Source organism: Pseudomaricurvus sp. ABR4_320, from assembly GCF_056159445.1.
This window is the reverse complement of the sequence record NZ_JBSWVF010000013.1, coordinates 36971-62052: the sequence shown is the minus strand read 5'-3', so window position 1 is coordinate 62052 and position 25082 is coordinate 36971. Positions and strand designations below refer to the sequence as shown.

15 protein-coding genes are annotated in these 25082 nt (G+C 51.4%); 11 read left to right on the top strand and 4 right to left on the bottom strand.

Annotated elements, in window-relative coordinates; all coding sequences use genetic code 11:
• Positions 1-77 precede the first annotated feature (77 nt).
• The 3 genes from ACXAFR_RS20875 to trmA all read left to right on the top strand — a co-directional run bounded on the left by ACXAFR_RS20875 (position 78) and on the right by trmA (position 3867).
• Positions 78-1574, top strand: a complete 1497-nt coding sequence (locus ACXAFR_RS20875) for a two-component system sensor histidine kinase NtrB (protein WP_475180526.1) — start codon at positions 78-80, stop codon at positions 1572-1574.
• A gap of 406 nt (positions 1575-1980) precedes the next feature.
• Positions 1981-2649, top strand: a complete 669-nt coding sequence (locus ACXAFR_RS20870; protein ID WP_475180525.1) for an OmpA family protein — start codon at positions 1981-1983, stop codon at positions 2647-2649.
• Between the two features lie 129 nt (positions 2650-2778).
• The gene (gene trmA / locus ACXAFR_RS20865; protein ID WP_475180523.1) at positions 2779-3867 is read left to right on the top strand and encodes a tRNA (uridine(54)-C5)-methyltransferase TrmA; all 1089 of its coding nucleotides are present in this window, start codon (positions 2779-2781) and stop codon (positions 3865-3867) included.
• A gap of 12 nt (positions 3868-3879) precedes the next feature.
• Here trmA and ACXAFR_RS20860 read toward each other — a convergent pair whose 3' ends face one another.
• Both ACXAFR_RS20860 and ACXAFR_RS20855 read right to left on the bottom strand, forming a co-directional pair.
• Entirely contained in the window at positions 3880-4350 is a 471-nt protein-coding gene (locus ACXAFR_RS20860) for a DUF2489 domain-containing protein (protein WP_475180521.1), read from the bottom strand.
• 68 nt (positions 4351-4418) lie between these two features.
• The gene (locus ACXAFR_RS20855; protein WP_475180520.1) at positions 4419-5978 is read right to left on the bottom strand and encodes a DNA recombination protein RmuC; all 1560 of its coding nucleotides are present in this window, start codon (positions 5976-5978) and stop codon (positions 4419-4421) included.
• Between the two features lie 216 nt (positions 5979-6194).
• Here ACXAFR_RS20855 and ACXAFR_RS20850 point away from each other — a divergent pair, with 216 nt between their 5' ends.
• From ACXAFR_RS20850 to ACXAFR_RS20840, 3 genes are all read left to right on the top strand, one after another.
• A complete protein-coding gene (locus ACXAFR_RS20850) occupies positions 6195-6482 on the top strand; it encodes a hypothetical protein (RefSeq protein ID WP_475180517.1) in 288 nt (95 codons plus the stop codon).
• Positions 6483-6668: 186 nt separating this feature from the next.
• Positions 6669-9446: a PD-(D/E)XK nuclease family protein gene (locus ACXAFR_RS20845; protein ID WP_475180515.1), complete on the top strand. Its 2778-nt coding sequence runs from the start codon at positions 6669-6671 to the stop codon at positions 9444-9446.
• Positions 9447-9449: 3 nt separating this feature from the next.
• Positions 9450-12929: a UvrD-helicase domain-containing protein gene (locus ACXAFR_RS20840; protein ID WP_475180513.1), complete on the top strand. Its 3480-nt coding sequence runs from the start codon at positions 9450-9452 to the stop codon at positions 12927-12929.
• Positions 12930-13021: 92 nt separating this feature from the next.
• Here the strand turns inward: ACXAFR_RS20840 and ACXAFR_RS20835 are convergent, their stop codons facing one another.
• The gene (locus ACXAFR_RS20835) at positions 13022-13786 is read right to left on the bottom strand and encodes a DeoR/GlpR family DNA-binding transcription regulator (RefSeq protein WP_475180511.1); all 765 of its coding nucleotides are present in this window, start codon (positions 13784-13786) and stop codon (positions 13022-13024) included.
• A 254-nt stretch (positions 13787-14040) separates the two neighbouring features.
• Between ACXAFR_RS20835 and ACXAFR_RS20830 the strand changes: the two genes are divergently transcribed.
• The 4 genes from ACXAFR_RS20830 (at position 14041) to ACXAFR_RS20815 (ending at position 20473) form a co-directional block, all read left to right on the top strand.
• Positions 14041-16392 (top strand): TonB-dependent receptor, encoded by a 2352-nt coding sequence (locus ACXAFR_RS20830; RefSeq protein ID WP_475180508.1) that lies wholly within the window; start codon positions 14041-14043, stop codon positions 16390-16392.
• 76 nt (positions 16393-16468) lie between these two features.
• Positions 16469-18517 carry a phosphocholine-specific phospholipase C gene (locus ACXAFR_RS20825; RefSeq protein ID WP_475180506.1) on the top strand — a complete coding sequence of 683 codons (2049 nt, stop codon included), beginning with the start codon at positions 16469-16471 and terminating at the stop codon, positions 18515-18517.
• Between the two features lie 21 nt (positions 18518-18538).
• The gene (locus ACXAFR_RS20820; RefSeq protein WP_475180646.1) at positions 18539-19207 is read left to right on the top strand and encodes an HAD family hydrolase; all 669 of its coding nucleotides are present in this window, start codon (positions 18539-18541) and stop codon (positions 19205-19207) included.
• Between the two features lie 189 nt (positions 19208-19396).
• Entirely contained in the window at positions 19397-20473 is a 1077-nt protein-coding gene (locus tag ACXAFR_RS20815; protein ID WP_475180504.1) for a 3-deoxy-7-phosphoheptulonate synthase, read from the top strand.
• 72 nt (positions 20474-20545) lie between these two features.
• Here the strand turns inward: ACXAFR_RS20815 and nfuA are convergent, their stop codons facing one another.
• Positions 20546-21130, bottom strand: coding sequence for a Fe-S biogenesis protein NfuA (gene nfuA / locus ACXAFR_RS20810; RefSeq protein WP_475180501.1), 585 nt, complete (start codon positions 21128-21130; stop codon positions 20546-20548).
• Between the two features lie 210 nt (positions 21131-21340).
• On the opposite strand from nfuA, the gene metH reads away from it, so the two are divergent.
• The gene (gene metH / locus ACXAFR_RS20805; protein ID WP_475180497.1) at positions 21341-25033 is read left to right on the top strand and encodes a methionine synthase; all 3693 of its coding nucleotides are present in this window, start codon (positions 21341-21343) and stop codon (positions 25031-25033) included.
• Positions 25034-25082 lie beyond the last annotated feature (49 nt).

The following is a 25082-nucleotide window of genomic DNA, read 5'->3' as shown; positions in this document are numbered from 1 at the left end:
CACTCGTCGGCATTCGCCGTAGGCACCGCTTGCCTTAACTCTTATCATAGCAAGGGATAACGCTTTGGATGGCTACCATGATGCAACTCGGGAATATGCACCGAATTTATCGGCGACTGCTTTTGTTCGCCACGGCAGGCGCGCTGCTATTACTGTTGTTGAATCCTTTTTTCTGGCAACTGCGTCCCACACAAATTCACATCCTCTGGTTCTCTACCATTTTGCTGTTGTTATTGGCGATCGATGCGAACCTGAGCCGTTATCGCCATCGCCGTAAAATACAAAGTTTGAAAGATTATCGAAGAGATCTGGAAATTCGAGTCAGCGAACGCACCAATCGGCTTCGTAAAATTAACAACCAACTCTACGATGAAATTGCCAAGCAGGAACTGACGGAAGTACTGCTGCGCGAAACCCAAGACTATTTGCGCAGTATCCTCAATTCCATGCCGTCTATTTTGATCGGCGTGACTCGCGAAGGCACGATAACCCACTGGAACACAGCCGCACAAAAAGCCACGGGTACGGCGACCGATATTGCGTTGCGACAGGAGCTTCTCAAAATTTACCCTGAGATCCCGGTTACACTGGAACTCATTCGGGAAGCTATTGACAGCGGCATTCCACAAATCCGTGAAAACATTGCTCACGATGTTGGCAATGAACAAGGCTACGTCAACCTAACTGTCTACCCCCTAATTTCGGAAGAAATGACCGGTGCCGTAATTCGCTTGGACGATGTCACCCTGAGAGTTCGCATGGAAACCATGATGATTCAAAACGAAAAGATGATGTCACTTGGCGAGCTGGCAGCGGGTATGGCTCACGAAATTAACAATCCACTGAGCGCCATACTGAACGGCATTCAAAATATTCACAGGCGGACATCGACAGAACTTGCCCAAAACAAAACCGTTGCCAAAGAACTTGGCTCTTCCATTGAGCTTATTCGCGAATATCTGACAAAGCGGGAAATCTACACCTTTTTAGACGGTATTCGTGAAGCCGGAGAGCGTGCCGCTAACATCGTCAAAAACATGCTCGAGTTTTCCCGCTACGGACCTCTCGACCATCAATCGGTCGACATTGTTGAGCTGCTGGAACACAGCCTGGAATTGGCCGCCAACTCATTTGAGCTCACCCATCACGAGGGACTAACAGCGCTGCGCATTGAGCGGGAGTTTGCGACTGACGTACCATTGGTTCTGTGTTCACCGACAGAAATGCAGCAGGTATTTCTAAACATACTGCGCAACGCCTGCCAAGCCATTGAAGCGGATACCAGCATTTGCAAACGTCGTCGCCCACAAATCACCTTGCGAACCTACGCAGATTCCGCTTGTGTCTTTGTCGAGATTGAAGACAACGGGCCCGGCATGGATCAGCGTACCAGCCGTCACATTTTTGAGCCCTTTTTTACCACCAAAGAGACGGGAGAAGGCACCGGCCTCGGTTTGTCCATCAGTTATTTTATTGTTACAGAGCACCACGAAGGCACCATCGACGTTGACTCAAAACCCGACCATGGTACCCGCTTTGTCATTAGCCTGCCGCGCGCAGAACATTTTTCGTAAACCGTTATAACAGCTCACTGACTCTCCCGTCAAAATCAATGAATAATGAACGGGGTGGAAATACCTTTGCAGCACAAATCCTGTACAAACCCTGTGAGGACCCCACTCGAATAATGTTTTGGCGCATGGAGTGCCCGGTGCAATCGCTACCGTCAATTGCGAATCTTACGAAGTCCGCGAAATATTTTCATAAAATGGCGTCAAACGTCTGCGACCCCCTCCCCCAAAGCCCTCATAAAACAATTATAATCATCTGTTTTTTATGTAATTTTTTACTCTAAACCAGAATCTGGCACGAGTTTCGCTTTTCCACTGGCAATGACTTGTAATCGCCTTGATAGATTTTTAAGGCGCAACATTGCGATGAATTGTTTGCGATAACAGTTCGATGAAACGGAGAGAAAAGATGAGATTTCCAAAGACAAAAATTAGCATGGCTGTTTTGCTATCTGCCAGCGTACTGGCTGGATGCTCTTCAACTCAGCAAACGGCTGCCACCGACGGCGCGGACTCAGAGTATCGCGTTCTCAATATGAAAACAGACTCCAATGTCTACAACGCGACAGCAAGCGCTTCTACCCGTATGACCAAAAAGGTTCCTGTGGGTGGTGAGAGTGAATCCGCCGATAACCTGGCCGACGAAGGCACAATGGCAGCCACGGAGGAAACAGTCGCTGCACCAAGTTTCGAGTCACAGGAAGTCACCGTAAACTTTGCTTTAGAGTCTGCGGTTCTTACCGATGAAGACAAAGCTACAATTGATGCGATGGTGACCGAGCTGGACGCCGACCGCATTCCTGAATTGTCCATCCGCATCGACGGATACACAGATGCAACAGGACCCGACGCTTACAACTATGATTTGTCACAGCGCAGAGCACAGGCGGTCGCCGACTATCTGGCTCAAAGTGATATCACCGCTACGGTAAATTGGCGTATCAAAGGCAATGGTGACGCCAGCCCAGTGGCCAGCAATGATTCAGAGTCGGGCCGCGCTGAGAATCGCCGTGCAGAAGTCGTCGTCGATGCCCCACAAGACGGATTGGCATCCGCAGATCAAGTGACGCAAAACTGACAGGTCTGCGAATTAAACGACCACGCTGAGCGAATGCTCACCAGCTACCCTAATCCATTAGACTTTGTTCTTCAGTCATGTGCCGCTAAAATGCGGCACCTTTGCTCCTAATCTGGCTGAACAACGACCATGTCAAACACCCCGCTGCCGACCGAAAGCTATCAATCTCAACTGGATGAGAAGCAAACACGGCTTCAAATGTTACTCGCACCCTACTTCGATCACCCTGCAGAGATCTACAAATCACCCGTGTCGCACTATCGTATGCGCGCAGAATTTCGGGTATGGCATGAGGGCGAAACGGCACACTACGCGATGTTCACTCCTGGCGATAATAAAACGCCCTACTTTTTAGAAACCTTCCCGGTGGCAAGCGCCCGTATTAACGCCTTAATGCCGCAAATTATCAGCGCAGTCAACGCCGATTCGCAGCTAAAGCAGCGGCTGTACCACGTCGAGTTTCTCTCTACGACCACGGGCGATTGCCTGGTGACATTGGTTTATCACCGCAAATTGGATGAGTCTTGGGAGCAGCGAGCACAACAGCTTGCGCAAGATCTCTCGATCGATCTGGTAGGTAGATCGCGACGCCAGAAGATTACCGTCACCCGAGATTATGTGTATGAGGAAATGACGGTCGACGGACAAAAATATCGTTATCAACAGGTCGAAACAGGGTTTACCCAGCCCAATGCAGCCGTATGCGAATCTATGTTGAATTGGGCGGTCAAAGCCGTACAGCCATTTTCCCAGGATCTGCTGGAACTTTACTGTGGTAACGGCAACTTTACGTTGCCTTTGTCGAGGTGTTTTCGCAAGGTTCTCGCGACGGAGCTGTCGAAAATATCGGTGAAATCCGCCCTGCATAATCTGGCGGAAAATCAGATTGAAAATGTGACCCTAGTTCGATTGTCGAGCGAAGAAGTAACGGAAGCCTTGAACAAAACCCGAGAATTTCGACGATTAAAAAACGTCGATCTCGACAGCTATGAATTCAGCACAGTATTCGTTGATCCACCTCGCGCAGGCTTGGACGACGCTACGCGACAACTGATATCCGGTTTCAACCATATTCTTTATATCTCCTGCAATCCCGACACATTAACCCGCGATCTGGCCGAGCTATCAGAGACACACCAGGTTGTTAAAGCCGCTCTTTTTGATCAATTTCCCTACACTCACCACATTGAAGCCGGTGTACTGTTGCAAAAAATGTAATGGAGTTTCCGATCAAAATTCCCGACCGAGTATCGTCTGCGCGGCATTGACCACGAACTCCCGATGATCCGTCTCCAGCTTTACACGCTGGCGATCGAACTGCATTTTTTCTTTGGTGGAAAGCTGTTTCCAGGCTTCCAGAATGGGGATATGTGCCGTCGCGCTGCGCAGCAGATCGAACGCCGTATACGCCTCGCGCAATTCGCCTGCAACCGAGAGCCGATCCAGAATATTACTGATGCGAATCGCGCCCTCGGTCAAGGTGAGATCATCATTTAAAATGCCTTGGGCGATCACTTGAATACTGCGATTATAGTCAGCGCGACGCTTTTGCATTGCCTCTTGCAACGCCTGTTCGTTTTCCTTTTGCCGACGGCGCATCAACTGCACCTGACGCAAATAATACACCGCAATGGCGAACAGAATGACGATGATAACCACCCCGGCCAAGCCCCAGAAAAACAAGGGGCTGTTGTCGCTCATAATACATCCTTACTCTATAAATCGTTGTCACAGAAAACATGGCTCACCATGCACACATTGCCTCCCCCTTAACGACGTAAGTTCGTTAGAGGCACAGGCGATTGCGACGCGGAAACCTCTTCTTCCTCCGGTGCAGACTCATCCATCACCAGGGGCATCTCAGCATCTTCACACCCGGCATCGGGAAGTTGCTTGCGGGCCTTTGCTCCCAATCGACGTAAACCATCCACCCGGGCCAATAGATTGCCTCGCCCGGAGCCCAGACGTTTCATGACGGTCTGATGCGTAACAACGCCGCGCTCCAGTTGTCTGCCAAGCTCGCCGAGAGACTCAAAAAGCAGTACAAACTGGTCGTGCAGACCGCCGGCCTGCGCGGCAATTTCCTCTGCGTGGCGATTTTGCTTCTGATACCGCCAAATGCTTTCGACGGTTCTCAAAGCCGCGAGCAGCGTCGTGGGGCAAACCAGGATAATGCGCTTTTCACTCGCCTGTTGAAACAGATTGGCATCGGCCTGAAGCGCGGCCAAATATGCGGATTCTACCGGAATAAACAAAAAGACAAAATCAACCGTTCGCAGCCCCTCCAATTGCTGATAGCCTTTTTCGCTGAGGCCTTGCACATGGCTGCGAATCGACTGCAGATGCGCGGACATTAGCTCCCGCCGCGCAGATTCCTCTGTCGTATTGACCCAAGACTCATAGGCCTTTAGCGACACTTTAGCATCGACCACCAACTGCCGCTGATCGGGCAAATGAATGAGCGCATCCGGCTGCCGGCGGCCACCATCGGGGTCCTTGAGCGTCACCTGTAACTCAAACTCCCGCCCCTTCTCCAGACCGGAAGATTCCAGTACCCGCTCCAGAATCAACTCACCCCAATTCCCCTGAGTTTTATTGTCTCCCTTCAACGCCCGAGTTAAATTGAGCGCATCGCGACCAATCTCCTGAGTGTGTTTTTGCAGCTCCACTATCTGACCGAGCAATTGATTTCTGGCGCCATTTTCACGTTCATACACATCCTCCACCTTCTGTCGAAACGCATCCAGCTGTTGCTTCAACGGGGAAATGCTGGCATCGATCGAGGCTGTGGACTGGGTCCTAAAGTGCTGCTGTTTATCGTCGAAAATTTGATTGGCGAGTAACTTAAATTCCGCAGACAATTGCTGCCTCGCGTCTTGCAACATTCGCAGCTTGTCTTCCAAGGCAGATTTTTCCGCATCGGCGCCAGCGCGAGTCGCTTCCAATTCTGCCAACAACCGCCGAAGCTCTGCCTCCCGCTCGATTAAACGCTGCTCTACCTGGGGCATTTTTTCCGCGACTGCCAGGGCCGTCGCCAACTCCCGCTCACAGTCGACAATGGACTGCTGTTGCTCGGAAACCTGCTCTTGAGCAAGCCTTAACTGCTGCTCCAAACGACGTCCGTAGTCCTGGGCATGATCTCTGTCCTGCTCGAGTAACGCTTTTTCCAACTCGGTTTCATGGCGCACCTGGTTCAACTGCTCCGCCAACAGACGTCGACGCCGCTGCCTCAGCAGCAACTCAGCAACCAGCCAGAGAAAAAGCCATGTGCCCGAGGCAATCGCCAGGCAAATTAATTCCCGCTGGCTGAGGGTAAACTCAAAATTCATAATCGCCTTCCCGGGACTTGGTACTCGCATCGAGCGGGTAAAATAAGTCCCTGCCTAAGAGAGATTCCTCTCAATTATCAGACATTTATCACGATTGGCACAGTTTTTTGATTCCGCTGCCACCAAACAGCAGCATTTTGGGCCTGTGCTAGACTAAAAAGAGACGCTAAGCAGTTACAGCGCGATCCTTGGATATATGGAAGAAGAAGGTCTTCGATGCGCTACCCAACACAACTCGCCGGAGTGTTTTTCTCATTGATGTCAACAACGCTGCTGGCTTGCGAAAGACCGGAAAAACCAACCATTCCCGATCCCAATTCAGCGGTCACTCCGCAAATGATCAAAGCAAAAAACGATGTAAAAGCCTATATGGAAGACGCGGAGATTTATTTGGCTTGTGTACAATCCACAAAAAAACACAATGAAATGGTGGAAGAAATGCACGGCATCGCCGATGAATTTAATAAAACCGTACGCGCATACAAAAAGCGCATGGCGGGGTAATACGTCGATCCGATCGCTATTTTCCATGCCATCAACAACCTGGATGGCCAGCTTATTTCCTTGTAAGATTCCTCTCCACTGATGCGGTTTAACCGCAATGACTTCAACGGTATGTCACTGTCGTCCACAAGACAACAGAGCCTTAATCTTCAATGACGTTCATTTTTTACAGAGGCGACTTCCCACGTGCCAACTGGCCCCCATCTGAATCCGGCCCAGTGTTTACAACAGCTGAAGCGGGGCGCGCTCGTATTGACCGCCAACAACCGCCTGAGCCGAGCTTTACTAGAATCTTATCATCAACACCAACGGGCTAGCGGCGACACCAGTTGGCTGCGCCCTGACATTTGGTCGTACAGCCAATGGATTGAGGCGCGATGGCAACAACTGCAGGATCAAGGGCAAGCCAGTGACCGCATACTGGCACCCGATATTCAAATAAAGCAGCTCTGGCAGCAGATTATTGACAACGACCCGAAAGGTACTGAGCTGATCAACAGCGCGCGACTGGCCAGCGAGGCATACAGCGCAGATCAAATTTTACATCGTTGGCAAATTTCTACAGAGACACTGGAAGCTCACCAACAAAGTGATACCGACCAACGTTTTGCAGACTGGCGAAAAAATTTTCAAAACCTGTGCTCAATCAAGCGGCTACACACGCCCGAAACACTTCAGGAAGAATTGTTGCAAGCCTTCACGCAAGGTTACCTGCCAGCTTACACCACCATTGTCACCTACGGATTTGATGAGCTTACGCCACTCAGTTCAGCCTTACTGCTCTCAGCCACTTCACAATGCCTGAATTGCGAACCACTGGCAGAAAATTCACAAGCTGTAAGTCAACAACTGTATCGATGCGATTCCGAAGAAGATGAAATCCGGGCTGCAGCAAACTGGGCAGTGAACCTTTTACAACAGCAGAGGCAAGTGCCCGACTCTCCGGACACACCCTCTTTTCGGCTCGCCATCATATCCCCCCAGGCAAAACAACAAAGGGGACTGTTCGAACGCATTTTTATGGAAACCTTTGAGCCAGATTTACTGACGCCCGTCCGGGAACGCCGCGCTCTGCCCTTTAACTTTTCTGCGGGTATTTCCCTTGGCGAGACTCCGATCGTCGCCGATGCACTGGATGTTTTACACAGCTACCGAGGTTCGCTCAATCTCGATCAATTGACTCGGCTACTCAATTCACCGTTTCTTCCCTGGGGAAATGTTTCGACTGAGCTGAGCCTGCTATTGAAAGAAATGCGCCTACGTGCCCGCACGGAAATTCGATTGAATGACGTGATTTTTCTGAGCGAAAAGATACGTGAGCGCCCTTCTCAAACATCCCAAGAGACTCAGGAAAACTGGCACCAGATTTATCAAACGCTCACCTATCTGCGCGTCGATAACGCCATCGCATTTACCAAACAATCGGCGGCCAGTTGGGCAGATCTCTTCGATCAACATCTGGAAAGGCTGGGCTGGCCAGGGCAGCGAATACTGGATACCTATGAATACCAACAGGTCGCCAGTTGGTACGACCTGCTCACAGACTTTTCAGGTTTGGAAGCAAGTGGCGACCTCTATACGATTGCCGAGGCGCGGTCCCTTTTGACGGAACTCGCCAGCAGTCGGGAATTTCAGGTACAGACTCCGGATTCGCCCATTCAAATACTCGGTGCACTAGAGGCTTCCGGACTCAATTTCAGTCATGTCTGGGTAACGGGCATGAATCAGCAGCAATGGCCACCGACCAGCCAACCCAATGCTTTGCTGCCCATTTCTCTGCAACGGGAACACCAAACCCCCCATTGCGATGCTCACCGAGAACTGACCTATGCCCGCCGCCTGACAGAAAATTTCCGCCGCAGTGCGCAACACCTGGTGTTCAGTTACGCGGCGAAACTCGAAGACGATGATCAAGAGCAACAACCCAGCCGTCTGCTGTCTCAACTCCATGTAGAGTCAGCGTTCCCACAAGCATGCGACAGTGACAGCTGGCAATCTTCCCTTGAAAAACGTCTGTCACCGGAATCCATAACACTTATCGATATCAGCTCAGCGCCGCCCGTTCATGAACTCGAAAAACGACTGTTGCGAAGTCTGTCAAATTTGCTGAAATGGCAGGCACTAGCCCCCCCGGCGGCCTTCGCCTTCTATCGTCTTGGCGCCGATCAGGAATCGCTTTTCAGTCTTGGATTAACACCGATGCAACGTGGTAATGTGATGCACAATACCCTTGCCGAATTCTGGCGAGAGACCAAGACCAAATCCGAACTCGTGCAGTTGTCTTCGGCGGAACGTGAACAGCGGTTAACACTCTCATTAGACAGGCAGCTGGCGGAGTCTGCCCGTCGAGAACCACATATTCTCGGCAAATCCTATTTGCAGCTGGAGCGACAACGCCAACTCGCCTTAATCAATGCGTGGCTGACGTTAGAAGAAGAGCGGCAGGAGTTTTCAGTCGCCGCGATTGAAGCTGATCTCGCAACCGAATTTATGGGCATAGACTTTCGCCTGAGATTGGATCGTGTTGACCGCCTAGCCGACGGGCGACAACTGATTGTTGATTACAAATCCGGTCAACCCGACGCTAAAGGCTGGCGTGGTGATCGACTGGAAGAACCTCAGCTGCCGCTCTATACCCGCTGCTATGACGGCAATCTCTGTGGAATCGCCTACGGCCAACTCAATCCCAAGGCGGTGAAATTCATTGCTATGGGAGACCTGATCGATGAAATTCCGGGGGTCTTAAATTCGTCAACTCGAGAAAGACTCGGATTGGCGGGCAGTTGGCAAGACAACTGCCAACGCTGGGAAGAGTGGCTTGCGCAGACTCTCACGGAATTTCTCCAAGGGGAATTTCCACTCCGTGTAAAACACCCGCTTGCCGAATCTCGGTTGCACTTTTTACGTCCGTTGCTGCGCTGGCAGGATGCCCCCCTTCTCTCCAACTCTAATGACCTACCCTAACCAATGAGCACACCGGCAGATATTGAAGAGCGCCAGGCAGCGTTAAATATCCAACAATCCATAGCCATTACCGCACCGGCCGGTTCGGGTAAGACCGAGCTGTTGACGCAACGCGTACTTGCATTATTAGCTCAAGTGGAACAACCAGAAGAAATCATCTGCATAACCTTTACCCGTAAAGCGGCATCGGAAATGCACCAGCGCATTGTCAATTCTCTGGTTAGAGCGGCAACAGAACCCGCACCCACCGCGGCTCACGCGCTCACCAATTGGACGTTAGCGCGGGCAGCATTAGATCGGGATCAGCAAGCCCACTGGCAATTGTTGGATAACCCTCAACGTCTGCGTATTCTCACCATTGATGGGCTATGCCGCGCGTTGACCTTGCGCAACCCTGTGGACAGCCAGATTGGCGGTTCAACACAATTGCTCGACAACCCTCAGCTGATATACAGCGAAGCAGTACAAGCCACACTGAACTCGCTCGAAGATGAATCGGGCCCCAAACACGCTCTGTCGCTCTTACTCTTGCATTTTGATAACAATCTCGACCGGGTTCACACCCTGTTAGTCAGCTTGCTGTCCAGTCGCTCCCAGTGGCTGGCACATGTGTTCAGCGCCAATCATCAGGACGCCCGCGCGTATTTCGAGGCCGTTCTCGAGGATGTCATCCGAGAAGCCCTGGAAAATATTCAGCAGCGAGTGTCAATTTTTTGGGGCGAACTTTATCCGTTGGCCAGCTATGCCGCAGCAAATTGTCGTCAGGAAGCACCGGATTCTGCCATAGTGGCACTCGACGAGATCTCGGATCTGCCCCAGGCGGCCCCACAGGACCTGTCCCTTTGGCTTGCACTCTGCCAATTGCTAATGACCAATGACAATCGCTGGCGCTCCCCGAAAGGTTTGACCAAAGCGATCGGTTTTCCAGCCGGCAAAACCAAAGAGGAAAAAGCCGCAGCAAAATCACAGAAAACGAGAATGGCTGAGATGCTAACAGCCTTCGCCGATTGCGATGGGTTGCTTGAATCACTCGCCCGGATCCGCAGTCTGCCGACCGTTCATTACAGCGAGCGACAGTGGCAGCTATTGCAAGCGTTGACCCAAATTTTACCCCTGTGCTATGTCCAATTGAAACTGGCTTTTCGCCGCCTCAATGCCGTAGATTTTACGGAAATTAGCCAAGGTGCTTTACAGGCGCTCGGAGATTCAGAAAATCCCAGCAACCTGGCGCTGATGCTCGACTATCAAATAAAACATCTCCTGGTTGATGAATTTCAAGACACGTCGGTTCCCCAACTGCAATTGCTGGAAAAGCTCACGGCGGGCTGGCAGCCGGACGATGGCAGGACGCTGTTTATTGTCGGTGACGGAATGCAATCCTGCTACAGTTTTCGCGATGCCAACGTCGGCCTGTTTCTCGATGCCCGCCGCCATGGCATTGGCAATTTGCCACTGCGCCCGCTAGATCTGTGTGTCAATTTTCGCTCGCAAAGAAATATTGTCGATTGGGTCAATCGGGCGTTTGAAACCGCGTTTCCCCCACAAGATGACATCGCTCGTGGCGCCGTTAAATACGCACCCTCCGTTGCCTTTAATGATCCGCTTCCCGGAACCGCCGTCAATGCCCATGTCATCGTTGACGATAGTGGCGAGCGAAATGTCGCTCGCGCTAGAGAGGCCGAGCTCGTAGTTGATCTGCTCACCCATGAACTTGCGACAAGCAGCGATTCCAGCATTGCCATTCTGGTCCGTAACCGCTCTTATTTACCGGCGATCATCGACCGTTTACAGCAGGCTGGCATTGCCTGGAGCGCCAATGATATTGATCCTCTGCAAGGTCGGACTACAGTCGTAGATTTATTAACGTTGACACGCGCTCTGCTCGACATCAGTCATCGTAACGCCTGGCTGGCTCTGCTGCGCTGCCCTTGGTTGGCCCTGGATAATAGCGACCTATTGCATCTCGCCCGATATACTCCAGAGGGCTGGATCGCCCTCTCTGAGTCTCATCCAAGCATCTTTCAAAACCTTCTCAATTTTCGTGAGATACCCCAGTTGTCTGACCGAGGTCGGCAGCGACTTGCCATCTGCGTACCCCTGTTTCAAGCCGCCTGGGAAAATCGACGACGGCGCAGTCTGCGACAAAGTATCGAAGGGCTTTGGGTTGCACTTGGGGGCGCAGCAGCCTTGCAGGAGCAGAGTGATCTCGAAGATGCAAAAGATTTTTTTCGACTCCTGGAAAGGCACGACCGCGGCGGACTCATTGACGATATGACCGCGTTTGAGCAGGCCATGGCGAAACTCTACGCTCGCCCACAAGTCGATCCTTCAATTCGTGTTCAGGTCATGACCATTCACAAATCGAAGGGTCTGGAATTCGACTGCGTCATTATTCCAGGTCTGGAGCGACAATCTCGCAGTGACGACAAACAGCTGTTGTTATGGTTGGAGCGCATTGACGAATACCAGCAGAGACAACTGTTGTTGAGTCCTCTTTCCGCCACCGGAGAGGAGACGGATCCCGTTTACGATTACATCCGCAGCGAGCAAAAATATCGAGCGCAATTGGAAGCTACACGCCTTTTGTATGTTGGTTGTACTCGTGCGGCGAAACGCTTGCATCTTATTGGCCAAACAGCCAGAGACACCAAAACCGGTGAATTAAAAACGCCTCCCGCAAATTCCTATCTCGGAATACTCTGGCCAACGCTTGCCTCTGAGGCAATCCTGTACGAATCGGCACACAACCCCTCGCCCAAATCGGAGGAAGCAAGAGCCCCCGAGTACCAGCAAGTGCTGCGAGCCCTACCCGCTGGTTACGAAGTACGCCCACCTACGAGACCTGAACTCTTTCCGAAACTGCCAACGCCCCCAGCCAACGGCCCATTAAATCGACCCCCTGCCAATGGATTTCGTAAGCGTTATGCCCGCTTTGTCGGCACAGTTTTACACCGAACTCTGGCACAAATAACCCGCGAAGGCATTGGTCGGTGGGATAACGAGCGCTGCCAGCATCAACACCAAACCCTGGCCAGACAATTAACAACCCTTGGGGTTCCTGCGTCACAACGCAACGAAGCCCTGCAAACGCTCGCAACGGCTTTGTCGAATATTCTGAAAGACCCCACTGGCCGTTGGCTACTTGATGGACAGCATACTGACAGCAGTTGCGAAATCTCCTGGGTACACCAAGATACCGACAATGTCATCCACAGACTACCTCACACATCTCCCTTTGCGGTCAGGCAGTCAATACTGGATCGCACTTTTATTGACCGCGACGGTATCCGTTGGATTATTGACTATAAAACATCGCAACCACATCCCGATGAACCCTTGGAAACCTTCGCCGCCCGGGAGGCGGCCACCTACGCCGAACCTTTGTCCCGCTATCGAAAACTCTACCAGGCTCGGGAAAATAATCGGGTTGTTACCGCACTCTATTTTCCTTTAGTGCCCTATTTTTATCGTGTGGAAGAATAGAAACCATCTCAAAGAATAAGCTCTCGTAGAAATATTTTTTTAGAGCTGTCCAACCATTCCAGGGCATCGTCGCGTGTTACAAACACGCGACGTTAATCGGCGAGGTATTTAACCTCGACCCCAGCGTCTGTTAATCGTCGATCCAGTTTTGCATCGGGTGCTTGATCACACACCAATACATCAACCTCATCAAAATTTGCCAGATGCACAGCACCCGCACACGCAAACTTGGATGCATCAGCGAGCACGACTTTTTCGCGCGCCCGATCCAGCAAAGACCGCTTGAAATCCACCTCATCAACATGAAAATCCAATAAACCAATCTCTGGATTAATACCGCCAATCGAAAGAAACAAAAGATCTGGCGTGAAGCGTCGCGCTTGTGCCATCGCTTCCTGGCCAAATGCGGCTCGATAATCTCCGTCAATCTGCCCACCGGTAAAAACCAGTCGCCAATCATTACGCCCGGCAACCTCGCCCGCCACTTCCAAAGAATTGGTGATGACAAGGAGATTCTTCGGCTGCACAAGTGCGCGTGAAAACCAATAACTGGTCGAGCCGCTGTCAATAAAAATACTCATGCCATCGTCCACCAGGGCAGCAGCCGTTTTTGCAACCTGCCGCTTTGCCCCAGCATTGAGGTTGATGCGCCGTCGGTAAGGAGGCTCTACCAACAGCTCCTGTCGGCGCACCCCACCGTGCACTTTAACCACCCGCCCCTGGGATTCCAATTGACGGACATCTCGGCGGATGGTTTCTTCAGAAACACCAAAATGAATCGCTAGTTCGGCGATGGTCATGGCCTCACGCGTTTCAATCATTGTCATGAGTTGCGAAATTCGGTCTGAGGTATTCACATTGCCTCCATGTAAAACCGTTTAACGGTCCGAAGAGTCCGTTCAATTAGCACGCTAATATAGAACTTAACCGCCTCAAAAACCACACATACACACACATTTCCCACATTATTAAAAATATTCCCACATATTTTCATAAATTTCACACAAAAATGTCACATGAAGCTTCTATATTGGGCGGCAGTTAACCCATCGACTTGGTGCGACAACGCCATCCGTTCTGCCGTTTCTGTCTTTTCCCTCAGAGGTTTCCGATGTTCCCGAACAAACGCTTCACACTCTCTCCCCTGGTATTCGCGATCGCTTCAACCCTGGCAGTAGCCGATGAGCCAACTCAGACTAAAACGCCTGAGAGCAGTGATAAAACTCTTGAAGAGCTCGTGGTTGTTGGACAAAAACAAAGCTTCTCGTCGAATATCGTTTCACCAGAAATGATATCGAGACGCCCAGCCAATGCGTCGGTCAATACCGTCGTGCAGGAACTGCCAGGCGTCATTGTCCAGGAGGCGGACACCTTTGGCTCATCAGATTGGATGACAAACATTCGTATGCGTGGTTTCGATACCGACGACGGCCAAATCGGAACAACACTGGACGGTCTTCCGAATGGAGGTTCAAATTACGGCGGCGGCAGTAAGGCGAATAAATTTATCGATGTACTCGACCTGAAAACCGTTGAAGTCAGTCAGGGAACCGCAGACATCAGCTCCCGCTCCAACGAGGCGCTGGGTGGAACATTAAACTTCATCACCTCCGATCCACTACTCGAAGAAAATTTAAGCCTGCTCTATATGACAGGTGATCAAGATGCGCAAAAGTATCGCTTCCGTTACGACTCTGGAGAAATTCGACCAGACACGTATTTTTACATCAGTGGATCGTCGGCGGAAAATAAAGACGTCTGGGATAACGAAGCCGTCACCCAAAAAGACTATCTCACCGGTAAAATTAAAACCATTTTGGCTGGCTACGAAATCACCGGCTTTGCGACCTACAATGATTCCGATGAAAACGAATACGAATATGTCTCTCTCGACGACTATGCGGCCAACCCAAACCACGATGGTTTACATTCAACATGGACAGGGATCCCAGGTCTCGACGAGAACAATCGAAACGGTTGGCGCGCCCTACGGGAAAATACGTTTACCAGTTTGCGCGTAGATAAAGACTACGGACAAATTTCGTTTAACTCAGCCGTGTATTATCACCGCATGGAAGGTCGCGGCGATTGGATTCCACCTTATGTGACCGATGTCGATGGTGACGGGACTCTCGACAATGAGCTCTCCGGCTCGACCCAGTATGGCGATTATCAAGGCGACGATATTTATTTTGTGAATACCGGTACGACAACGCCTGCAACATTGATTGATGCCTGTACGGGACGCTATGGATTGGATGCCGAAAAAGACCCGAATTGTTACGATGGCAACGTCGAAGCAGTCAGCTCCTATCGAACGTCGAACTACTCCAATCGTCGCTACGGAATTACCGGCGATATCGCCTATGAATTTTCCACTGGCGATATCAAACACACCTTACGCGGTGGCTTCTGGTATGAAAATTACGACGCAGACGTCACCCGCTCCTGGCATCTGATTACAAACTCGGCCATCAGCCCGGCGTTCAATGGTTCACCCTATTGGGTTCAATTTAAAACGGAAGCCAACACCAAAGAATGGATGTATTACGCCCAGGAAAATATGGATATCGGGCCGCTCAGCGCAAGCCTCGGTGTAAAGCAGTTTCAAGTTGATACCACCGTCGACCACTTCTATAACGAGACTCGCACGGGCAATCTGGATTCCACCTCCGACCCACTGCTCTATGCAGGTCTGACCTATGCAACACCGATAGACGGCCTTGAAATTTTTGCCGGTTATTCAGAGAACTATAAGTCTGTGGTTCCCGATATTATTGACTCGGGCCTGTCCAATTCTGAGCTTGATAATATCGACCCGGAAACGTCCGACAATATCGAGCTGGGCGTACGCTATGACAATGGTAATCTCAAAGCCGCCGTCACCTTTTACGACATCGAATTTGATAATCGTATTGTGCAAATTGATACGAGTGTTGCCGAAGGCATCGACTACAAAGAGGCTGTCGATGGCAGCTACGTAAATGTTGGCGGTCAAAAGAGTCGTGGTGCCGAAGTCTTGGCGGCTTATCAGTTGACCGACCGAGTCCGAGTCTCGGGTTCCTACACCTATAATGACTCTGAATATATTTCTACCGGTGATACTGGGCTGGATTCCGATGCCGAAATACAGGAAGGCAATCGGATTTACGGCGAACCAGAAAGTTTCTATTCACTGTCCGCAGATTATTCAGACCAGGCAATCAACGGCGGCGTTTCTTTGCGCCACATCGGCGACAGATACATCAACTTTGAAAACTCTGCGGAAGCACCGGGGTATGAGGTTGTCGATGCCTACATCGGAACCGACATCGAACCTTCCTACGATGTCATTTCCGCCATTCATCTGCGCTTAAACGTTAACAACCTGCTGGATAAAAATTACATCTCCGCGGTCGGCAATAACAGCGTATATCCTGGCTCACCACGTACCGTGACATTTTCTATCGGCGCTGATTTTTAAAGAACCTCTTTTGTGGGGGCTTGCGGCCCCACCTTTTTAATCACTGTTTGTTCCTACTTTAACGACGTACACGGCTATGACTGACATCAATAGACGACAATTTTTATCGGTGGCTGGTGCAGCGGGTTTTGCTACGAGCTTTCCCGCCATTGCCCGCGCATTATCGATTCCTGCAAGCGTCACCACGGGAACCCTAATGGACGTCAAACATGTCGTCATTCTCATGCAGGAAAACCGCTCTTTTGATCATTATTTTGGGACCCTGGCAGGCGTACGAGGGTTTATCGATCCCTATCCTGCGCCAACGCCTGCTCTAGCTCCGACTGAGCATACAGAAAATGTTTGCAGCGTTTTTCAACAGCGTTTTACGATGGGCGACAAATCGATCGTTGCGTCCCCCTTTCCCCTGAATACCCGGCAATCTTTTGAACATATGCGGGTCGAAGGGACGCCCCATTCCTGGCCTGATGCGCAAGCTGCCTGGGACAATGGACGTATGCAACATTGGCCGGATGCCAAACAGTTGCATTCATTGGGTTATTTCGAACGTGATGACATTCCTTTCCAATACGCGCTCGCCGACGCCTTTACGCTGTGCGATGCCTATCACTGTTCTATGCAAACAGGGACCAACCCCAATCGATTGTTTCTCTGGTCAGGTACCATCGACGCCAGTGGACAAGATGGCGGCCCCGCCATAGGTAACTCGCACGATAATTTCCCGGCCAATGGTGGTGCTGAACACGCTTACACCTGGACAACTTATGTTGAACGGTTACAGAGTGCTGGCGTCGATTGGACAATCTACCAAGACATGGACGATAACTTTACCGACAATCCACTCGTGGGATTTGACAGTTTTCGCCAGTCCTTTAACCGTTCGCCGAATTCCGATCCAGAGCTCGCCCGGCGAGGGCTGACCACCCGAGGACTGGATCAGCTTGCTGACGATGTCCTCGCCAATAAGCTGCCATCAGTCTCTTACATAATCGCCACCGCAGAAGGATCAGAACACCCGGGCCCTTCAAGCCCGGCGCAAGGTGCCGCCTATACAGCAGAGGTTTTGGACAGACTGACAGCCAATCCAGAGGTGTGGTCACAAACCGCGTTGTTTATCATGTTCGATGAAAACGATGGTTTTTTTGATCACCTTCCGCCACCGGCCCCTCCCTCGCCTGACGCGACACGTCAACATGGTTACGCAGGGGATTCTCATATTTCCACGGAAGGCGAATACCACACTCACCCCTCGTCAGCAGACGCCGATCTGGATCTTCCCGAGTATCGCCAACGACCATATGGTTTGGGACCGAGGGTGCCGGCCTATGTAATTTCACCCTGGAGTCGAGGTGGCAAAGTCAACTCTGAAGTGCTGGACCACACCTCGGTAATTCGTTTTCTGGAACAGCGATTTGGTGTTGTTGAACCGAACATCAGCCCCTGGCGACGAGCAGTCTGTGGTGATTTTTTAAATGCTTTTGATTTCGCCAATCCCAACCAAATTAAACAACCTACGCTTCCGGATCCACGCGCTGACGCAGCGAAAGCGGCCTTGCTGCCAGGGCGAACAACGCCCCCACTTCCCAGTAAACCGACATTGCCCATGCAAGAATCAGGGTTTCGCAAACAGTGCCCAAACCTGTATGCCATCGAACTGCAGTGGCACATCGTCGAGAAGCCGAACCCGCTGTCGCTGAAGTTTCAAAATATCGGGGAGCGCACAGTCGTCATTCACCTCTACGACCGCCTTAACTTAGAGGCGATTCCCCATCGCTACACGATCGCGGGAAACCGTCAAATGACCGTTCACTGGCCAGTCACAGCAGGCCGTTACGACATTCAGATCATGGGGCCAGAGGGCTTTCACAGACGAATTGCCGGCTCGCTCTCCACGCTGCGAAAAAATGCACTCCGCGTTAAGACGACCAGTGCGGGCTGTTTCTTGCAAACCGATGCCAGCGGCCTTCAACTTGAATTGCCCGAAACAAGCGACAGCTTACAGTCGCTAATGCCTGAACAGCAACGACCCATCCCGGTCGATGACAATGGTCGTTACAATCTTGTCGTTACACAGGTTGACGACCCAAGCTACCGACAAGAATTTGCCGGCCGCCTGTTCGTATAATACCCCTGCGGAGTTAATCTCATTACAGCAACACCCTTAAAGCTGGTTGCCTTCGATCTCGATGGCACCCTGCTACGTACTGATTGTGCCCAAGAGTGGCTTTACTTTCTGCGTCGTAAAGGCTGGTCAAATATCGAGCCTTGCATCGCTATTTGCGAAGAATTCATGCAAGCCTATGTCGACGGTCCCATCGATATGCGTGCCTACATGGAAACCTGGGCAAAGCCACTGGAAGGCATGCAACTTTCAGCGATCCACCAATTGGCCCGTGAATTTGCAGAAAATTGCATTCCAGCTCAGCTCTATCCCCAGGCGGTAGAGACACTTAACGCGCATAAAAACAGCGGCGATTTGATGGTACTGATTTCGGCCAGCCCGACTTTGATTGTCGAACCGATCGCTCAATTGTTGGGTATTGAGCATGTTATTGCCATCGATCTTCACACGGAAACGGGAAAGCTCACCTCACAGGTAAAGGAGCCTCTCAGCTTTCGTGAAGGCAAACTGGTGTGTTTGCATCGGTGGCTACAGCAACAACAGAGGGAATCTCTGCCCTTGTCAGCCATGTACAGTGATTCCATTCACGATCTGCCACTGCTGGAAGTCGCCGCGCTCAGTTTCGTCATCAATCCAGATCCACACTTGCAACAAATCGCTCTTCAACAGGGTTGGCAAATTTGTTTTTGGTAACGGAATTCGTGGTTGGGTCAGCATCTCCCCCGAATGATTCACCGGTTTAACCGCCGCTGGCTGAAGATTCAGTGACGACACAGGCAGCGAAAAGACTGCAATTCATTGAAACATCCGATTTTTTTGCCCGCGGATGCCGGTTTTTTAGTAAACTACGGCGGTTAGTCCTTTAACAGCACAAGGTGCCTTATGACACAGTACACAGTGGACGACCTGAACGTCGTATCTCAGGAAGTTCTTATTTCGCCCACTGCCATCAAGTCAGAATTACCCCTGTCCGAAACCGCTGCAGAAGTGGTTACCAACGGACGTGAAGTGGTACGCAATATTCTTGATCGTAAAGATCACCGACTGATGGTGGTGATTGGACCTTGCTCCATACACGATACCAAAGCGGCGATTGACTATGCCGAACGCCTCAAAAAACTTTCAGATGAGGTCGGCGATACACTGTATATTGTCATGCGGGTCTATTTTGAAAAGCCCCGCACTACCGTTGGCTGGAAAGGGTTGATCAACGATCCCTACCTGGACGATTCGTTCAAAATTGAGGACGGCCTTCATATCGGGCGCAAATTACTGCTCGATATTGCAGAAATGGGACTGCCAGCAGCGACAGAAGCACTGGATCCCATTTCGCCACAGTACATCCAGGATTTGATTTCCTGGTCTGCGGTCGGTGCTCGTACCACGGAATCACAAACTCACCGGGAGATGGCGAGCGGCCTCTCTTCCGCCGTGGGCTTTAAAAATGGAACCGATGGCGGTCTTACCGTTGCGATGAATGCCTTACAGTCAGTATCCAGCCCCCACCGCTTCCTTGGCATCAACCCCGAAGGCCAGGTGGCCATAACTCACACCAAAGGCAATCCTTACGGACACGTTGTATTGCGCGGCGGCAACGATAAACCCAACTACGACAGCGTCAGTATTGCCCTGTGCGAGAAGGAGTTGGAGAAAGCCGGTATCAGCACCAACATCATGGTGGACTGTAGCCACGCCAACTCCAATAAGAATCACGAGCTGCAGCCACTGGTTATGGAGAACATCACCCATCAGATCATTGACGGCAACCGTTCAATCATTGGCATTATGGTGGAAAGTAACATTGGTCCAGGCAATCAAAAGCTGACCGCCGATAAAAGCGCGATGGCATACGGCGTTTCGGTTACCGACGCCTGTATTGACTGGCCAACAACCGAAGCCACACTGAAAAAGATGGCCGCTGATCTGCGCCGCCCTCTGCGCGAGCGCCAACAAGGCTAATCAGTGAGTCGGTCAGCCTCGCCGAAAGCGCGGTTGACCCACTGCTCGCTCAGATTAACGGGCCATCAAAGATTAATAATAGGCGTTGGTGGTATCTGTATGATCGGTCAGGTCTCGCACGCCCGCCAACGTTGGAATTCGCTCTACCAGGGTTTTTTCCACCCCCTCTTTCAACGTCAAATCAACCGCACTGCACCCCTGGCAACCGCCCCCAAATTGCAACACCGCGTAATTGTCTTCGGTGACGTTAACCAGCGAAACGTTACCGCCGTGGGCAGCCAACCCTGGATTGACCTCGTTATAGAGGACGTAATTGATCCTGTCCTCAATGGGACTGTCGTCCGAGACCCGAGGCATTTTTGAATTAGGGGCTCGTATGGTGAGCTGGCCACCCATACGATCCGGCGAATAATCCACTTTCGCGTCGTCAAGAAACGGGATACTGCGGCCTTCGAAATAGGCTTTAAACTTCGTCAGCTCCATAACAACATCGTCTTCCTGCTCTTCGCCTGGGCGGCAATAGGCTATACAGGTTTCCGCTTGCGGAGTTCCGGGATTGGCCACAAACATGCGAATGGCGATGCCTTCACATTCCTGCTTGGACAACAGGCCAGCAAGGTAATCCTGAGCAGAATCGGTAATGGTTACATTAAGCATAAGTTCGCCTCACTTCTGGAAGGGTCATTCTACGGAAAACCTTGCGCCTAAAAAATACTATATTTATCAGGGTCTCTAGAACCATCCTAACAACGCAGGATGGGCACGCGCCCACGAGTCTGCTAGAATGCCATCTATATCAAAATATTTTGATATAGATCCTCAAACACTCGCAATTGATGCTTCAGCCGATAACCAAACAGGTCCGCCATGCCTTTTTCAGCAGCCAACAACGACATTCTCGCAAAAGCACTACAGCAACGCATTTTACTGCTGGATGGCGCCATGGGCACTCAGATTCAGCAATTTAAGCTGAAAGAAAGCGACTTTCGAGGTCAGCGATTTACAGATCACCACAAAGACTTGGCAGGAAACAACGATCTTTTGAGCCTGACTCGGCCGGATGTTATCCGCGCCATTCATCGTCAGTATCTCGAAGCGGGTGCCGATATCCTGGAAACCAATACATTCAACGCGACGCGGATTTCCCAATCAGATTATGATATGGAGGCAGCGGTCTATGAAATCAACCGTGAGAGCGCACGACTTGCGCGCCAGGAAGCCGATGACGTCACTCGCGCCAATCCTGACAAACCGCGCTTTGTCGCAGGCGTTTTGGGCCCCACCAGTCGCACGTGTTCGATCTCTCCTGACGTCAACGACCCCAGTGTTCGCAATGTCACTTTCGATGAACTGGTCGAAAACTACCTCGAAGCCATTGATGGGTTGATCGAAGGTGGTGCGGATATCCTGCTGATAGAAACGATTTTTGACACGCTCAACGCCAAAGCGGCTGTGTTTGCGACCAAAGAATATTTTCGGCGCCAGCAACGGGAATGGCCCGTGATGATTTCTGGCACCATCACCGATGCCTCGGGTCGCACGCTGTCCGGTCAAACCACTGAGGCCTTTTATAACTCCCTCGCCCACGCCAACCCAATCGCTATTGGCCTTAATTGTGCCCTCGGCGCCCAGGAACTGCGCCCTTACGTTCAGGAACTGTCTCGCATCGCGGACTGTCCTGTATCGGCCCATCCGAACGCCGGATTGCCCAACGAATTCGGGGAATACGATCAATCCCCCGAAGAAATGGCCGCAATCGTCAAAGAGTTTGCCACCAGTGGTTTCCTGAACATCGTCGGCGGCTGCTGCGGAACCAGCCCCGCTCACATTCGCGCTATCACCGACGCGGTCGCTGAGATTCCTCCAAGACAACAACCAACCTTAGAGCCCAGCTGCCGCCTGAGTGGGCTTGAGCCGCTCAATATCACGGCTGAATCGTTGTTCGTCAACGTTGGCGAGCGCTGCAACGTGACGGGTTCAGCCCGTTTTAAAAAGCTGATATTGAACGGTGACTACTCGACAGCCTTGGAAGTTGCCCAACAGCAAGTCGAAAACGGCGCACAAATTATCGACATCAATATGGACGAAGGCATGCTCGATGCAGAGGCCGCCATCGTTCATTTTCTCAATCTGGTAGCCGGTGAACCTGACATTGCCCGCGTCCCAATTATGGTCGACAGCTCCAAGTGGGATGTGATCGAGGCCGGCTTAAAATGCATCCAGGGCAAAGCGGTGGTCAACTCCATCAGCTTAAAAGAAGGTGAAGAGGAATTCCTAGAAAAGGCGCGCCTCTGCCAATGGTACGGTGCTGCCGTAGTCATTATGGCGTTCGACGAAACCGGACAGGCGGACACCTACCAACGCAAAATTGATATCTGTTCCCGCTCCTATCATTTGCTGATTGAAAAACTGCAGTTTAATCCTTCAGACATCATCTTTGACCCCAACATTTTTGCCGTCGCAACGGGTATCGAAGAGCACAATCGCTATGCGTTAGACTTTATTGAAGCCACTCAATGGATCAAAGAAAACCTGCCCCACGCGGGTATTTCAGGCGGCGTCTCGAACGTTTCTTTTTCCTTTCGAGGCAATAACCCCGTCCGTGAAGCCATCCATTCGGTTTTCCTGTATCACGCCATTAAAGCCGGCCTCTCCATGTCTATCGTCAACGCCGGACAACTGGCCGTCTACGATGAACTTCCGGCTGAACTGCGCGACCGAGTCGAAGATGTGATTCTCAACCGCACGCCCGAAGGCACGGAAAACCTTCTGGCAATCGCCGAGAAATATCGGGGTGACGGCAGCAACAAAGTCGCTGAAGAAACCCTGGAATGGCGCGGCTGGCCAGTCAACAAGCGACTGGAGCACGCGTTGGTGAAAGGCATATCCAACTATATTGAAGAAGACACTGAGGCGGCACGCGCGCAAAGCACCCGCCCCTTAGACGTCATCGAAGGCCCATTAATGGCGGGCATGAACGTGGTCGGCGACCTGTTCGGCGATGGCAAAATGTTTTTGCCCCAAGTGGTGAAATCCGCTCGCGTCATGAAACAAGCCGTCGCCTATTTGCAGCCCTATATCGAAGCTGAGAAACAGGAAGGCAGCCGTTCCAATGGTCGCATTGTCATGGCGACGGTAAAAGGCGATGTTCACGACATCGGCAAAAATATTGTGGGTGTCGTACTGCAATGCAATAACTACGAAGTTATCGACCTCGGTGTCATGGTTCCCTGTGAAAAAATTCTGCAGACAGCCATTGATAACGACTGTGACATTATTGGCTTGTCAGGATTGATCACCCCCTCTCTGGATGAAATGGTGACCGTCGCCAAAGAGATGCAGCGCCAGGGCATCAATAAGCCTCTGCTGATTGGCGGTGCAACCACCTCGAAAGCCCATACCGCTGTGAAGATTGATCCGCAGTTTTCCCTGAATCAGGTCACCTACGTAGCGGACGCTTCACGCGCCGTCGGTGTCGCCAGCGCCCTTTTGTCCCCGCATCAACGAGACAAATTCGTGCTCGACATACAAACCGAGTATGCGCAAGTGCGCGAGCGTACCGCAGGACGTCGGCCACGAGGTCAAGCACTCAGCTATGAGCAAGCCTTGAAACAACGACAAACTCTCGATTGGGAAACCTATCAACCACAGAAACCCGCCTTTCTCGGCACTCGTACCTTTGACAATATCGACTTAAGAGCTCTGGTTGAAACCATCGATTGGACGCCCTTTTTTATTACGTGGGATCTGGTTGGGAAATATCCGCGCATTTTTGACGATGCGACGGTGGGCGCAGCGGCACGCTCCCTATTTGACGACGCCCAACAAATGCTGACAAAAATCATCGATGAACGTCTATTGCGGGCTAAAGCGGTGATTGGGTTTTGGCCTGCGGCCAGTCGCGATGATGACATTCTGGTGTATGACAGCAACCAATCTTCTGCTCAGTTAGAAACATTGCATCAAATTCGGCAGCAAACATTAAAGAACGGTCAGGCAGAAACGACAAAGTCTTTGGCAGACTTTATCGCCCCTGAAAATACCGTATCCGACTATATCGGTGGATTTGTCGTTACGGCAGGCATCGGCGCTGAGGCTCTTGCCAAACAGTACGAAGATGCCGGGGACGACTACAACAGTATCATGGTAAAAGCACTTGCCGATCGCCTTGCAGAAGCTCTGGCAGAGCACATGCATCGGTTGGTCAGAACGCAATTTTGGGGCTACAGCGTTGACGAACAGTTGGATAATGACGCGCTGATCCGTGAGGAATACACCGGTATTCGTCCGGCGCCTGGCTACCCATCATGCCCGGATCACACAGAGAAAGCGGCATTGTTTCGCCTGCTTAATGCCGAAGCGTCAGTCGGCGTCGAGCTGACTGAACATTTCGCCATGACCCCTGCCGCATCGGTATCCGGCTGGTATTATGCCCATCCGGAATCCCATTACTTTAACGTCGGGAAGATTGGCAAGGACCAAGTGGTTTCTCTCGCAGAGCGCAAGCAAGTGAGCGTCGCCGAGGTAGAGCGCTGGCTACAGCCGAATCTTGATTATTGATCGACTACAGGCGAAATGAGACGAAATTAGGACGGCACAGGTGTTAGCA

What these genes read in the sequence shown, in the direction of transcription:
- ACXAFR_RS20875 (WP_475180526.1), top strand. Translation starts at nt 78, where the DNA reads ATGATGCAACTCGGGAATATGCACCGAATTTATCGGCGACTGCTTTTG.
- ACXAFR_RS20870 (WP_475180525.1), top strand. Translation starts at nt 1,981, where the DNA reads ATGAGATTTCCAAAGACAAAAATTAGCATGGCTGTTTTGCTATCTGCC.
- trmA (WP_475180523.1), top strand. Translation starts at nt 2,779, where the DNA reads ATGTCAAACACCCCGCTGCCGACCGAAAGCTATCAATCTCAACTGGAT.
- ACXAFR_RS20860 (WP_475180521.1), bottom strand. Translation starts at nt 4,350, where the DNA reads ATGAGCGACAACAGCCCCTTGTTTTTCTGGGGCTTGGCCGGGGTGGTT.
- ACXAFR_RS20855 (WP_475180520.1), bottom strand. Translation starts at nt 5,978, where the DNA reads ATGAATTTTGAGTTTACCCTCAGCCAGCGGGAATTAATTTGCCTGGCG.
- ACXAFR_RS20850 (WP_475180517.1), top strand. Translation starts at nt 6,195, where the DNA reads ATGCGCTACCCAACACAACTCGCCGGAGTGTTTTTCTCATTGATGTCA.
- ACXAFR_RS20840 (WP_475180513.1), top strand. Translation starts at nt 9,450, where the DNA reads ATGAGCACACCGGCAGATATTGAAGAGCGCCAGGCAGCGTTAAATATC.
- ACXAFR_RS20830 (WP_475180508.1), top strand. Translation starts at nt 14,041, where the DNA reads ATGTTCCCGAACAAACGCTTCACACTCTCTCCCCTGGTATTCGCGATC.
- ACXAFR_RS20825 (WP_475180506.1), top strand. Translation starts at nt 16,469, where the DNA reads ATGACTGACATCAATAGACGACAATTTTTATCGGTGGCTGGTGCAGCG.
- ACXAFR_RS20815 (WP_475180504.1), top strand. Translation starts at nt 19,397, where the DNA reads ATGACACAGTACACAGTGGACGACCTGAACGTCGTATCTCAGGAAGTT.
- nfuA (WP_475180501.1), bottom strand. Translation starts at nt 21,130, where the DNA reads ATGCTTAATGTAACCATTACCGATTCTGCTCAGGATTACCTTGCTGGC.
- metH (WP_475180497.1), top strand. Translation starts at nt 21,341, where the DNA reads ATGCCTTTTTCAGCAGCCAACAACGACATTCTCGCAAAAGCACTACAG.